Origin of the sequence: Ampullimonas aquatilis, from assembly GCF_049675895.1 — a bacterium.
Taxonomy (GTDB): domain Bacteria; phylum Pseudomonadota; class Gammaproteobacteria; order Burkholderiales; family Burkholderiaceae_D; genus Ampullimonas; species Ampullimonas aquatilis.
This window is the reverse complement of sequence record NZ_CP183834.1, coordinates 1,527,548-1,541,395: the sequence shown is the minus strand read 5'-3', so window position 1 is coordinate 1,541,395 and position 13,848 is coordinate 1,527,548. Positions and strand designations below refer to the sequence as shown.

11 protein-coding genes and 1 tRNA gene are annotated in these 13,848 nt (G+C 48.1%); 3 read left to right on the top strand and 9 right to left on the bottom strand.

Features of this window, described 5'->3' with window-relative positions; translation table 11 throughout:
* Positions 1–185 precede the first annotated feature (185 nt).
* Positions 186–1,322 carry a GGDEF domain-containing protein gene (locus ACMYR3_RS07150; protein ID WP_424195899.1) on the top strand — a complete coding sequence of 379 codons (1,137 nt, stop codon included), beginning with the start codon at positions 186–188 and terminating at the stop codon, positions 1,320–1,322.
* Positions 1,323–1,400: 78 nt separating this feature from the next.
* On the opposite strand, the gene typA is transcribed toward ACMYR3_RS07150, so the two are convergent.
* From typA to ACMYR3_RS07105, 9 genes are all read right to left on the bottom strand, one after another.
* The gene (typA, locus tag ACMYR3_RS07145) at positions 1,401–3,221 is read right to left on the bottom strand and encodes a translational GTPase TypA (protein WP_424195897.1); all 1,821 of its coding nucleotides are present in this window, start codon (positions 3,219–3,221) and stop codon (positions 1,401–1,403) included.
* Between the two features lie 119 nt (positions 3,222–3,340).
* On the bottom strand, positions 3,341–4,276 hold the full coding sequence (truB, locus tag ACMYR3_RS07140) for a tRNA pseudouridine(55) synthase TruB (protein WP_424195895.1): 936 nt from the start codon (positions 4,274–4,276) through the stop codon (positions 3,341–3,343).
* 24 nt (positions 4,277–4,300) lie between these two features.
* Complete coding sequence (rbfA, locus tag ACMYR3_RS07135; protein WP_424195893.1) at positions 4,301–4,660, bottom strand: 30S ribosome-binding factor RbfA; 360 nt, start codon at positions 4,658–4,660, stop codon at positions 4,301–4,303.
* A gap of 148 nt (positions 4,661–4,808) precedes the next feature.
* Complete coding sequence (infB, locus tag ACMYR3_RS07130) at positions 4,809–7,619, bottom strand: translation initiation factor IF-2 (protein WP_424195891.1); 2,811 nt, start codon at positions 7,617–7,619, stop codon at positions 4,809–4,811.
* A gap of 60 nt (positions 7,620–7,679) precedes the next feature.
* On the bottom strand, positions 7,680–9,158 hold the full coding sequence (gene nusA, locus ACMYR3_RS07125) for a transcription termination factor NusA (RefSeq protein WP_424195889.1): 1,479 nt from the start codon (positions 9,156–9,158) through the stop codon (positions 7,680–7,682).
* Positions 9,155–9,724 (bottom strand): ribosome maturation factor RimP, encoded by a 570-nt coding sequence (rimP, locus tag ACMYR3_RS07120; RefSeq protein WP_424195887.1) that lies wholly within the window; start codon positions 9,722–9,724, stop codon positions 9,155–9,157. The genes nusA and rimP overlap by 4 nt, the downstream gene beginning before the upstream one ends.
* 147 nt (positions 9,725–9,871) lie before the next feature.
* Entirely contained in the window at positions 9,872–11,482 is a 1,611-nt protein-coding gene (locus tag ACMYR3_RS07115) for a pseudouridine synthase (RefSeq protein WP_424195885.1), read from the bottom strand.
* Between the two features lie 89 nt (positions 11,483–11,571).
* The gene (gene scpB / locus ACMYR3_RS07110) at positions 11,572–12,231 is read right to left on the bottom strand and encodes an SMC-Scp complex subunit ScpB (protein WP_424195884.1); all 660 of its coding nucleotides are present in this window, start codon (positions 12,229–12,231) and stop codon (positions 11,572–11,574) included.
* 105 nt (positions 12,232–12,336) lie between these two features.
* Positions 12,337–12,413: transfer RNA gene (locus ACMYR3_RS07105), tRNA-Met, on the bottom strand.
* A gap of 150 nt (positions 12,414–12,563) precedes the next feature.
* On the opposite strand from ACMYR3_RS07105, the gene ACMYR3_RS07100 reads away from it, so the two are divergent.
* The gene (locus ACMYR3_RS07100) at positions 12,564–13,103 is read left to right on the top strand and encodes an NUDIX hydrolase (protein ID WP_424196400.1); all 540 of its coding nucleotides are present in this window, start codon (positions 12,564–12,566) and stop codon (positions 13,101–13,103) included.
* 39 nt (positions 13,104–13,142) lie between these two features.
* Positions 13,143–13,841, top strand: a complete 699-nt coding sequence (aat, locus tag ACMYR3_RS07095; protein ID WP_424195882.1) for a leucyl/phenylalanyl-tRNA--protein transferase — start codon at positions 13,143–13,145, stop codon at positions 13,839–13,841.
* Positions 13,842–13,848: the final 7 nt, after the last annotated feature.

Below are 13,848 nucleotides of genomic sequence, written 5' to 3'. Positions count from 1 at the left end.
ACCCGGAGGCACGCTATTCGGCCTACTCACTAACTCTGTGAACACCCTAAAATGGCATGAGTTGTTATGACGCAGCTTTTTGCCTCTTATCTTTCGATAGATTTAATCTATATCCTTTAAATTTCTGCCATACAGAAAATTTAACAATGGTTTGCACTTAACCAGCAAACCTAGAGGATGGTCAAATGACCGAAAAATACCAACATCACCGCGAAAAAACTTTTGAGCTGTTTCGTCTGGCAGTCGCGCAAATGTCGCAACAGCAGGCAGGCCTGCACCCGCTCGCCTATACACTCTGGTACGACTTTGTCGCTGGCATTAACCAGCCTTTGCAAAACGCCGTTGCGGCCGCACTGAGTGAACATGGCAAACTGGATGAAGCACTGACTTTGGCGCTTTATCAAAAATATATTGTTGATGCAACCGCGCTGACTGTTCAAAGGAGCAGTCATGATCTACAACAGATGCTTCATCACAGCGAACAGTTTGCTCAACAGACTACAGCCCGTTATGGCTTGATAGGACAACAGATACGCGATACGCAATTTAAATTACAGACCCACCAGCAACCGGATCAGCTGCAGGCGCTGTTTTTGGGGCTGTATCAACATAGCGACGAATTGTGCGCCCTTACCTCGCAGATGGTGCAGCAGCTGCATGAGCAGCAAAAAGAAATCAACAACCTGCGTAACGAGCTGACCCAGGCAACCCAGATTTCGCTTCATGACAATCTGACCGGCTTGTACAACGAGGCGGGTCTGGAAACATTGTTAGAAGACTTACTGTCATTTGACGATCACACCCACTCTTTGTTGACCCTGGTGATGATCAATATTGATGGCTTTACGCAGCTCAACGAACAATATGGGCATCTTTTCGGTGACAAGGTCCTGCGTACTATTGCGCAGGCTTTGCGCGTTGCATTAAGCAAGGGCACCACCAGCATGGCGCGCATGATGGCCGATAATTTTGCGGTCATCATGCCAAGCATTAGCGTGGTTCAGGCTTTTGCCTTGTGCGAGCAGCTACGCAATGCGGTGATGAACAGCCATATTCGGCGTAGCGGTAAAGACAATGCGATTGAACGAGTGAGTGGCATTACGATTTCGGCTGGCATTGCGGCCAGCCAGATGGGTGATAGCGCTGTGAATCTGATTGAGCGCAGTCGTGCCGCACTGCTGGATGCCAAACAAAAAGGCAAGAACCAGGTATTGATTGCCGAACCAATCACTCAAACCGGTCGAGCCAATGAATCCGCGCAAGCCATTTCAGCAATGCGACTGGCGGTCTTTGGTGACGTCAAAAAGATCGAGGACATATAAAAAAGCCGGAGTATCATCAAAATACTCCGGCTTTAGTGCGTATATTAAGGGGCTCTAAAAATACAGTACCCCTGTATGTTATGCGGCTTCGCGACTGGCTTTCTTGCGCTCGTGTTCTTTCAGGTAACGTTTACGCAGACGAATGCTTTGTGGCGTGATTTCTACCAGCTCATCATCAGCAATGAATTCCACTGCATATTCCAGGGTAAGCTGAATCGGTGGCACCAGGCGCACCGCTTCATCGGTACCGGAAGCACGCACGTTGGTGAGCTGTTTACCCTTGATCGGGTTAACAACCAGATCATTGTCACGACTGTGAATACCGATGATCATGCCTTCATACAAAGGCTCACCCGGTGTCACAAACATGCGACCGCGATCCTGCAGTTTCCACAAGGCATAAGCAACGGCATCACCATCATCCTGGGAAATCAGCACACCATTGCGACGCTCACCGCTGTCACCTTGTTTGACTGGTGCGTATTCATCAAAGATATGGCTCATCAAACCGGTGCCGCGAGTCAATGTCATGAACTCGGACTGAAAGCCAATCAGACCACGCGCAGGAATACGATATTCCAGACGGGTACGGCCTTTGCCATCAGCCTGCATATCTTGCAGATCACCTTTACGACGACCCAGCTCTTCCATCACACCACCCTGATGACCGTCTTCCACGTCTACAGTCAACAACTCAAATGGTTCACAGCGCTCGCCATTGATTTCTTTGAAAACCACACGCGGGCGTGATACGGCGAGTTCGTAACCTTCACGACGCATGTTTTCAATCAGCACAGTCAGGTGCAACTCACCACGGCCCGATACTTCAAAAATGGTTTCATCAGTCGTGTTTTGCACTTTCAAGGCCACGTTGGCCTTGAGTTCACGATCCAGACGATCACGCAACTGACGGCTGGTAATGAATTTCCCTTCACGACCTGCCAATGGTGAGGTGTTGACGCAGAAATTCATGGTCAGGGTTGGCTCATCCACTTTGAGCAATGGCAGCGCATCAGGTGTATCTGGGCGACAAACTGTCGAACCAATCCCGAGCTCTTCAATCCCGTTGATCAGTACGATGTCACCCGCAATGGCTTCATCAACAATCATGCGCTCCAGACCCTTGAATTTGAGTACCTGGTTAACGCGTGCCTTGATGGGCGTGGAGTCGGGGCCATTCATGACAATCACTTCTTGCAGTGCTTTGACACGGCCACGGCTGATCCGGCCAATACCGATCTTACCGACATAGCTGGAATAATCGAGTGAAGAGATTTGCAATTGCAAAGGACCATCTGGATCATCCTGGCGTACCGGTACGTGCTTGAGGATGGCGTCAAACAATGGACGCATATCGGTACCAGGTTTATCGGCTTCGAGCATGGCAAAACCATTCAGCGCTGAAGCAAATACCACGGGGAAATCAAGTTGTTCTTCCGTCGCGCCGAGTTTGTCAAACAACTCAAAAGTGGCGTTGATCACATAATCAGGACGTGCACCTGGACGATCAATCTTGTTCACAACAACAATCGGCTTCAGACCCAGTGCCAAGGCTTTTTTAGTCACAAAACGCGTCTGTGGCATTGGGCCTTCAACGGCATCCACCAGCAACAAAACACTGTCCACCATCGACAGTACACGTTCCACTTCGCCACCAAAGTCGGCGTGTCCTGGAGTGTCAACGATATTGATGTGAGTACCTTCGTATTCAACCGCACAGTTTTTGGCCAGGATGGTAATACCACGTTCTTTTTCAAGATCGTTGGAGTCCATCACACGCTCTGTCATCTTCTCGTTTTCACGAAAGGTGCCAGATTGCCGGAGAAGCTGATCCACCAAAGTGGTTTTGCCATGGTCAACGTGGGCGATGATGGCAATATTACGTAAAGCCCTGGTCATAATTACTTTCCAATCAAAAAGTCAAATACTGATAATTGCTACAAAATCGATCATCTAACAAACATTACCGACGCACTGCTGTCGCATGCTGTCATTTACTTACTTCATTTCATTCCAACTTAATTACTAGCAGCGATAAGTCGTTCTGGAGAAAGTACACCATAGACGGCCAACTGTGCCGTTCCTAGTAAACGCTGCACGTCGTCATAAACCCGTACGCGAGCGGCATGACCTTGTGTGAGTTGCTGCACCAATTCCTCACCCAGCGGCAAGCGTTGGCCATTCAAAAAACGCTTTGCCAGATCGACATCCAATTTCACCACAGGCAGCGCTGTCAACAATGCATCAACCGGCTGTAAGTACTGCAAGCGTTGCGCCATGTCCATTTCTTCAAGCGATTGCGCAGTCACCGATTCAATCACACTCAAGCGCCCTACTTGGGTGCGACGCAGCGCAGTCAAATGCGCACCACAACCCAGCAATTTACCCAAATCTTCAGCCAGTACTCGAATATAAGTACCTTTGCTACATGTCACCGAGAGTTTGACTACCTCACCATGCCACCCGGTACATTGCAAGTCGTGAATAATGACTTCACGTCCCTCTCGCTCCAACTCAATCCCGGCCCGTGCATATTCATAAAGTGGTCGACCATCCCGTTTCAGCGCCGAATACATCGGCGGCACTTGAATAATCTTGCCACGCAACTGTGACAAGGCTGCGTCGAGTGCTTTCTGAGTCACAACAACTGCACGCTGTTCAATCACATCACCCTCAGCATCACCCGTTGTGGTGGTGACACCCAACTTCAACTCAGCATCATAGGCCTTGTCAGCTTCCAATAAGTCTGTCGAGAACTTGGTTGCCTCACCAAAACAAATCGGCAATAAACCAGTTGCCATAGGATCCAAAGTACCGGTATGTCCAGCTTTTTTGGTACCAAACAGCCACTTGACCTTGCCCAAGATGCCATTGGAAGACAACCCCTTGGGTTTATCGAGCAACAGTACACCATGGACAATTGCATTTTTTTTCGGCTTTATACCTGCACTCATCAATGACCTGTCACACCCAATCAATTACTCTTTACCCTGACTGGAGTTGGCTTCATCTATTAACCGTGACATGGCAACGCCACGAGCGACTGACTCATCGTGGACAAAGTGCAGCGTCGGCACCGTATGAATGTGCAAACGCTTGTATAGCAAACTATGCAGATAGCCGGCTTTTTCCTGCAAGGCTTTTTTAGCTTCCGGCCCGTTATCCAGCAAAGTGGTGAAATAAACCTTGGCATGCGCGTAATCTGGTGTCAACTCGACTTCCGTCAAGGTCACCAGGCCAATTCTGGGATCTCGCAGCTCACGCTGAATCAGCTCAGCCAGATCACGCTGGATCTGATCAGCCACGCGTAAACCGCGATTTGGTATCTTCCGTTTCACAACCTTGATTCTTCCATTGTTCAGACAGAATCATTCTGCCTGTTTACTTCATTGCGCTATCTTTGCTGCCCTTGTTTGCCAGCGATGCCATCTGGTCGAGAACGGCATCCATTACCCCGGCTTACAAACACCAGGGCAGCTGACTGATTTAGAGAGTACGAGCGACTTCCTGAACTTCGTAAATTTCCAGATGATCGCCAACTTCAATATCGTTGAAGTTTTTGATTGATAAACCACACTCAAAGCCTGACTTCACTTCTTTGACATCATCCTTGAAGCGTTTGAGTGAATCCAATTCACCAGTATGAATAACCACGTTATTGCGCAAGATTCGCAACAAGGAATTACGCTTGATAACCCCCTCAAGCACGTAACAACCGGCAATCGAGCCCACTTTGGAAATTCGGAATACCTGGCGTATTTCAACCAGACCCAATTCGGCTTCACGTTTCTCAGGCGTCAACATGCCACTCATCGCGGCCTTCACTTCATCAACTGCGTCATAGATGATGTTGTAATAACGGATATCAACACCGTTGGTTTCAGACAATTTACGAGCTGCCACATCAGCACGCGTGTTAAAGCCAATAATGACGGCCTTGGACGCAGTTGCCAAATTAACATCAGATTCTGTAATGCCGCCCACAGCAGAATGCACAACCTGAACCTTGACCTCGTCAGTCGACAGTTTGCTCAAAGCATGAATCAACGCTTCTTGTGAACCCTGTACATCGGCCTTGACAATCAGAGCCAAAGTTTTAACTTCGCCCTCACCCATCTGATCAAAAATATTTTCGAGTTTGGCGGCCTGCTGTTTAGCCAGTTTCACATCACGGAATTTACCTTGACGGAACAAGGCGATCTCGCGTGCTTTACGTTCATCAGCCATCACCATGACTTCCTCGCCAGCTGCAGGTACCTCTGTCAAACCTTGAATTTCAACAGGGATTGATGGGCCCGCCGATTGGATTGGCTTACCGTTTTCATCCAGCATCGCACGCACCCGACCATAACTGGAACCAGCCAACACCACATCACCACGATTCAAAGTACCTGATTGCACCAAGATAGTGGCAACCGGACCCTTACCTTTATCAAGTTTGGCTTCAATCACCAGACCTTTGGCAGGCGCATCTTTGGGTGCCGTGAGCTCAAGCACTTCGGCCTGCAGCAAGACGTTTTCCAATAGCTCGTCAATACCTTGGCCCGTTTTTGCCGAGACAGGAACAAAAGGTGACTCGCCACCATACTCTTCAGGTACGACCTCTTCAGCAACCAATTCCTGTTTGACACGATCAGTATTGGCACCAGGCTTATCAATTTTGTTAATTGCAACGACCAATGGCACACCCGCAGCCTTGGCATGCGCAATCGCTTCTTTGGTTTGCGGCATGACACCATCATCAGCGGCTACCACCAGGATCACAATATCGGTCGCCTTGGCACCTCGAGCACGCATTGCTGTAAACGCTTCGTGCCCTGGGGTATCCAGGAAAGTCACCATGCCACGCGGTGTTTCAACGTGATAAGCACCAATGTGCTGGGTAATGCCACCAGCTTCGCCAGAAGCAACACGAGTACGACGAATATAATCGAGCAACGATGTCTTGCCATGGTCAACGTGACCCATTACCGTGACAACCGGTGCCCTCGGCAATAATTCGGCGTCATGATGAACCGCATCATCGGACAACATTGCTTCTGGATCATCCAGTTTAGCGGCGAAGCCCTTATGGCCCATCTCTTCGACCAGAATCAAAGCAGTTTCCTGATCAAGAACCTGGTTAATCGTCACCATCTGACCTAGTTTCATCAAATGCTTGATGACCTCAGAAGCCTTGACCGACATCTTGTGCGCCAGATCTGCGACGGTAATGGTCTCTGGCACATACACTTCGCGCACAATGGCCTCTGGCGCTGCTTGTGGCTGACGATCATCCTCAGAATGATGTTTACGATGTTGCTTAGGGCCGCGCCAGCTGCTTGAAGTACCACCAGAAGAATCACCACGTGTTTTCAGAGTACGTTTTTTAGCGGATTCCTCTTGCCAGGTTGATGCCACTGCAGCTTGCTTGATGACTTTTTTATCTTTCTTGTCATCTGCTTTGACTTCTTTTTTAGCTGCATCTTTGGCAGCAGGTTTGTGCAACGTACGTTCTGCAGCTGCCGCAGCAGGTGTAGCTGCAACTGGAGGTGCCGCAGGCTCAGGCGCCTTGGCAACTTTGCGCGGTGTACTCATCATCAAACGAATCGCAGCGGCTTCTGCTTCGGCGGCTGCACGGCGCGCCTGGGCTTTTTGCAAAGCCTCATCAGCATCTTTCTTGTCCTGCTCTTTTTTCTCGACGACCGAAACATCTTCAACCACAGGTTCGGCAACGGCAGTCGTCGCTTGTGCAGCCACTTCTTTAGCTAATTTTTCAGCTTCAAGACGAGTAGCCTCTTCAGCTGCCTGACGGGCACGCTCTTCAGCTTCTTTGGCCCGAGCCTCTGCCTCTTCTTCGCGTTGACGACGCTCAGCTTCTTGGGCCGCAATCAACTCGGCCTGACGTTTGGCTTCTTCTTCACGACGTGCTATCTCGGCAACATCTAAAATTTGTACGGGCGGCACCGCCTCGGCTACTAATTCAACGACAGGCTCATCAACAACAGATGCATCCTCATCGCGACGTACAAAGGTTCTTTTCTTACGAACTTCCACCTGAATTGTTCGAGATTTACCACTCGAATCAGCTTGTTTGATTTCAGAAGTCTGTTTGCGAGTTAGCGTAATTTTCTTTTTATCAACCTCAACAGAACCATGTGCGCGGCGCAAATGATCCAACAGGCGCTCTTTGTCGGCAGGCGTCAAAGCGTCATTGCTGGCTGTCTTATCAACACCAGCTGCTTTTAATTGTTCCAGCAAAACAGTTGCTGGCATTTTTAATTCTGTAGCAAACTCGGCTACGTTAGTACTCGCCATTCATACCCCTTTGTACTTCTTCGACAAAAAGCGCCCTTTTGAGGCTAAAGATCAATTCGATCACTTGAACCAATGTTCGCGTGCTTTCATGATCAAGGAGCTGGCCGATTGCTCGTCCATGCCCGTCATTTCCACCAACTCATCCACTGCCAATTCAGCCAAATCATCACGCGTCGTGATTTGATACTCGGACAATTGAGCAACCAATTCCAACGTCATACCATCCAGGGATGAAAGACTTTCAACTGCAGACTCAACCTTCTCTTCTTTAGCAATGGCTTGTGTCAATAATGCGTTGCGAGCACGATTACGCAACTCATTGACCAAGTCTTCATCAAAGGACTCAATTTCAAGCATCTCATTGATTGGAACATAAGCAATTTCTTCAAGGCTTGCAAAACCTTCTTCAATCAAGATATCAGCCACTTCTTGATCAACATCCAGTAGAGAAGTAAATATCTCGCGAATCGCACCAGATTCTTCCTGCGACTTGGCTTGCGACTCTTCTGGTGTCATGATATTGATCTGCCAGCCTGTCAATTCAGAGGCCAAACGGACGTTCTGACCAGAACGTCCAATTGCAATCGCCAAGTTCTCTTCATCAACGACCACATCCATACTGTGTTTTTCTTCATCAACCACAATGGAGGAAACATTGGCTGGTGCCAGCGCACCAATCACAAACTGGGCAGGATCTTCAGACCATAAAACGATATCGACCCGTTCTCCACCTAACTCATTGGTCACCGCCTGGACGCGTGAACCACGCATGCCTACGCAAGTACCGATCGGATCAATACGACGATCCGCAGTATGAACAGCAATTTTGGCGCGAATTCCTGGATCACGGGCTGCCGATTTGATTTCAAGCAGACCTTGTTCAATTTCAGGCACTTCCAGTTCAAATAATTTCTTGATGAAATCTGGCGAAGTACGTGACAACTCAAGCTGAGGACCACGTGCAGAACGATCAATTTTCAATAGATAAGCCCGCACACGATCACCAATCCGCAGATTTTCTTTTGGGATCATCTCACTACGACGCAAACGCGCTTCAATTCGGCCTGACTCAACAATAATATCGCCTTTATCAAGGCGTTTGACGGTACCGGTAACAAGCTGCTCGTCACGTGCTAGAAAGTCATTTAGATTTTGTTCACGCTCGGCATCGCGGATTTTTTGCAAAATAACCTGCTTTGCCGCCTGCGCACCAATTCGACCAAACTCAATTGATTCGAGTGGCTCTTCGATATAGTCACCAACATCCACGTCAGCCACCTGTTCACGTGCCTCATTGAGCAAAACTTCACTGTCAGGCTGTTGCAGACCGGCTTCATCAGGCACAACATGCCAGCGACGAAATGATTCGTGCTCACCAGATTCACGATCAATTGACACGCGAATTTCCACGTCTTCGTCAGGAAAACGTTTTTTGGTAGCGGATGCCAATGCCAATTCCAATGCGGAAAAGACGATATCCTTGCTGACATTCTTCTCGCGTGCCAGCGCATCTACCAGCATCAAAACTTCGCGACTCATCGTTTATGGCTCCTAAAATCAACTTGCGGCACGAGACGTGCCTTGTCAACATCTTCAAACTTGAATTTCAACTGCGCGGTTGGAACAGGCTGTTTGAGGCGCGCGCCTTTTTTAACTAATTTACTTGCTGCAGTCTCAAGCTCAAACTCCAATTTGAGCTCATCATTATCAACTGGCAATAGCAAACCAACAAACTGTTTACGACCATCGACAGGTCTTTTGAGTCTGATACTGACTAAATTGCCCACAAAACGGACAAAGTCTGCCATTTTTTTCAAAGGACGATCCAACCCTGGGGAGGAAACCTCTAGGCGGTCATAATCAATTTCTTCCACCAAGAAGACATGACTGAGTTGATCACTAACTTTTTCACAATCGGCAATCGTGATTGAACGAACTTCTTTGGTTAACTCGTCCTCTGCGACATCGACTGATTCAACACTGCCGCCACTAACTGGAAGCAAATCAATAAAAACGCGTAACAAACCACCCGGAGCACGCTCCAGATCTACCAGCTCATAGCCCAGTCCACTTACAATCTGTTCGACAATTACATCAAGAGTCAACTTCAGCCTTTAATTATCATGCTGCCCAGCGCTTACAAAAGCATTGGACAAAAAAAAATGGGCACCCGCCCATCAGAATTTTTTCTCGCAGAATATTATAGTTCTACCCAGCGAGAATAGCAATGATGGGATAATCTTTCGCCCCCATCACTCCGAGTTACGACGCTTACCACCTTTTGCAGCGAAGGGCTTTGCCCCATACGGTTTTGCACCTGCGCGCTTGAAACCCGGATTGGCAACCCCACCAGCAAACCCGTTCGACGAACCGCGCTTAGGCAAAGCGCCATCTCGAGCGATATATTCAACACTCGAGCGCAATGGATCTGGTTGGCGAGTACGCGAATTTGGGCGAGCACTGCTGCGCCCATGAGTTGCATCAGGCGCTGCAACAGGAAAAGGCAACGCATTAGCATGAAACGGAGTCGAACCAGAATTCGGGCGACCACTCCTACCATTTGCCGAAGAACCATGCCGAACTTCATCGCTCGAGGTATTTTCCTGCAAACTCATACCCACCGACTTTAATAGTGCACCAACAGCCAGCGCATCCAGCTCCATCCAACGACCTCGCTTCAAACCAGACGGGAGTGCGATTGCACCAAAACTGGTACGAATCAGTCGAGATACGGTAAGTCCCAGCGATTCAAACATACGACGAATCTCTCGGTTCTTTCCTTCAGACAAAGAAACCCGATACCAGCGGTTAGCACCATCACCGCCACCATCAGCAATTTTATTAAATTTTGCAATACCATCATCTAACTCAATGCCCGCCAGCAACATCTGCCGCTGTCCCTCAGCCAACTCACCAAGAATACGCACCGCGTATTCACGCTCAAAACCATAGCGGGGATGCATTAGCCGATTGGCAAAGTCACCAGACGTAGTAAAAATCAGTAAACCCTCGGTATTAAAATCAAGTCGACCAATAGCTAGCCATTTAGCAGCCTTGACAGAAGGCAGTCGCTCAAAAACTGTTGCTCGTCCCTCAGGATCGGAATGACTAACAATCTCGCCAGCCGGCTTATGGTAAATCAAAATTCGTGGCGGTTTTTTAGCTATTCTGCGATAGACCAACTTGCCGTTAATTCGCACCTGATCGGTATCAGCAATTCGCTGGCCAATATGAGCAGGCTCACCATTCACTGAAATTCGCCCCGACAGAATCAGCTCCTCCATGTCACGGCGAGAACCCATACCTGCCTCTGCCAGAACCTTATGCAGCTTGGTCGAATCATCAAATGCTGCCGCTGCACGCCCGGTCTGCGCAGAATGCTTACCACCAGCCGACTTTTGCTGACTCACATCAATATTGGAAACTTCTACTGCACTCACCTCACCAGCAGCATCCGCAACAATGAAATCAAAAGCCTGAGATTTAGCTCCTTCACCTTGAATTTCAAGCTGCCCCGGAGTCTTAGGGTTGGTATTTGGTTTACCCTTGCGTTGACCCAACCGTGTTTGAGGATGACGAGCACCACCCTTTGAATGGCGATTCTGGTTGGCCTCAAATCGTTGACGACCTTTTTTCTGCTCCTGATGATCTTGTTGTGTTGGCAGTTCGGATTGCGTCGTAATAATAGCTGCGTCGGTATTTGAAGCAACGGCACTTGACTGCACGTTATCACTTGAGACATTAACCACATCAGCTGATTTAATCACGCGCTTCCTGGGCACACGCCTTTTCTTTTCTACACCCACAGATTCAGTCGACAGACTAACTGGCACATCTGAGGAATCATCAGTAACAGCACTCATAGATTATTTGGAAAAAATATTTTCATAAAAGTTGAACCACCCAAACCAAGGGGGTTCACAAGCAAACCAGCAACAACAAGCAGGTAGACCTATTGCTCGGCCTCGCCGGAGGAATTCAGTTGTTCAATAGGATTTGCCACATCCATCAAGGAAGCTTCGACAATAGACGGCACATTAGTTGTCATCACGTCTACATCAAACTGCATAGTGGCCTGGATGACATCAATGAAATCACCAGAATTTTCTTCTAAAGGAATATCCGAAAGACCCGTCAGGGCAAGATCATCCAAAAATGCCTCAGTAGTCACAAACAACGCAGGCCTTCCGGGCGTATCGCGATGACCAACCACCTCAATCCAGCCCCTGTCCTCTAGTACCTTGATGATTTGACTTGAAACCGTGACACCACGTATTTCTTCGATGTCACCACGTGTCACCGGTTGTTTATAGGCAATGATCGCCAAGGTCTCCAATACGGCTCGCGTGTACTTTGCTGGTTTCTCCGGCTTCAACCGCTCAATGTAGCGCTGAACAAATGCAACACTCTGAAAACGCCAGCCCGTCGAAACCTGGACAAGCTGCACACCACGCTCCCGCCAGTCATCAGCAAGATCATTTAAAATGCAACCCAGATCCTGCGCACTTATAGCCTCATCATCAAACACCTGCATCAGGCGAGAAACAGACAATGGCCCATCAGCACATAACAGCACAGCTTCAAGTATTTTTTTTATTTCGGCAGTCTCCATTCGCTACCGTAGAAAAGTTTGCGTTATACGCCATGAAGATTGAAATAGGCTAAACAGCCCCAAGATGCACCAAACACCAATCAGAATACACATTCAAAAGGGTATTGGTTGCGGGGACAGGATTTGAACCTGTGACCTTCGGGTTATGAGCCCGACGAGCTGCCAGACTGCTCCACCCCGCGCCAAGACATAGACTATAGCGCGAATGCTTTTAATAAGCAAGTTTTTATTATTAAACTTGATGATGAATGTTCTTCATACATTTTTTCACGCACACTGAATGCTAAACTCATTGCTTAATTCCTTCATTCTTTATGACAGATCATCTAGCCATGCTTTTTTGCTCTTGCTGCGGCCATCGCGTCAAATTGCTTATTCCGGACGGAGACAACAGGCCACGGCATGTTTGTCCCAATTGCAAAGAAATACATTATCTCAATCCTAAAAATGTTGTTGGCACAATACCAACATGGAGCAATGAAGTATTGCTCTGCAAGCGTGCCATTGAACCACGCTACGGGTATTGGACTCTTCCTGCGGGTTTCATGGAAGTTGGCGAAACAATGGAAGAAGGGGCTTTGCGGGAAACACTGGAGGAAGCTGGCGCAAGAGTGCGCTTGGAAGGCCTTTATTCACTAATTGATGTACCGCATGTTCACCAAGTACATTTTTTTTACAGAGCCAGATTGATTGATACCAACTTCATGGCAGGAGAAGAAAGTCTCGAAGTCAGGTTGTTTAAAGAAAGTGAAATTCCCTGGGACAATTTGGCATTTTCTACCGTCAAACAAACTCTCAGACATTATTTCTCAGAACAAGCTAGTGAATCTTTTACCTTATTGTCGGGCTGCTCCCCACAACAAAGCACCTGATATTGCCTTGATCTAATCACAACAAAATCCCGATCTATCTTGGTACCTTGGCTTTCTCACCAACCGATTTTTCCTTCCGCCCAAGAAGCACTGACAGAATCAGATGGGGCTGCCGGGCTGCTGGCTGCTGGCGGTATGTTGAATGCGCAATGGCTACTTGCTGCTTACAGGAAAGGTATTTTTCCTTGGTATTCAGATGACCAACCCATCTTGTGGTGGTGTCCAAATCCTAGAATGGTCTTATATACAGATGAATTCAAGCGCAGTAGCAATTTCAAGAAAACGCTTAGAAAAACATCCAACAATCCCGACTGGCAAGTTCATATGGATCACAATTTTGCCGCTGTCATGCGGGCATGCGCCCAACCGCGCCAGGCACAAGTGGGAACCTGGATAACTGAGGAGATTTTTCTTGCATACTCTGAACTAGCGAGTATAGGCTGTGCGCATAGCGTGGAAACCTATTATCAAAATGAGTTAGTCGGTGGACTATATGGTGTGGCTATTGGAAGAATGTTTTATGGAGAATCCATGTTTTGCAAAAAGACGGACGCCTCCAAAATTGCACTCTCCTATCTAGTGGAATTCTTGCAACAAAATGATGTCGAAATGATAGACTGTCAGCAAAACACATCGCATCTGGCATCATTGGGAGCAAGGGAAATTTCCCGTGATACTTTTCTTAAACATATAGAATCTGCCTGCAATCAATCGCCAATCAAGAACTGGAATTTCTGACAACTGC

What these genes read in the sequence shown, in the direction of transcription:
- nusA (WP_424195889.1), bottom strand. Translation starts at nt 9,158, where the DNA reads ATGAGTCGCGAAGTTTTGATGCTGGTAGATGCGCTGGCACGCGAGAAG.
- scpB (WP_424195884.1), bottom strand. Translation starts at nt 12,231, where the DNA reads ATGGAGACTGCCGAAATAAAAAAAATACTTGAAGCTGTGCTGTTATGT.
- truB (WP_424195895.1), bottom strand. Translation starts at nt 4,276, where the DNA reads ATGAGTGCAGGTATAAAGCCGAAAAAAAATGCAATTGTCCATGGTGTA.
- typA (WP_424195897.1), bottom strand. Translation starts at nt 3,221, where the DNA reads ATGACCAGGGCTTTACGTAATATTGCCATCATCGCCCACGTTGACCAT.
- ACMYR3_RS07150 (WP_424195899.1), top strand. Translation starts at nt 186, where the DNA reads ATGACCGAAAAATACCAACATCACCGCGAAAAAACTTTTGAGCTGTTT.
- infB (WP_424195891.1), bottom strand. Translation starts at nt 7,619, where the DNA reads ATGGCGAGTACTAACGTAGCCGAGTTTGCTACAGAATTAAAAATGCCA.
- ACMYR3_RS07115 (WP_424195885.1), bottom strand. Translation starts at nt 11,482, where the DNA reads ATGAGTGCTGTTACTGATGATTCCTCAGATGTGCCAGTTAGTCTGTCG.
- ACMYR3_RS07100 (WP_424196400.1), top strand. Translation starts at nt 12,564, where the DNA reads ATGCTTTTTTGCTCTTGCTGCGGCCATCGCGTCAAATTGCTTATTCCG.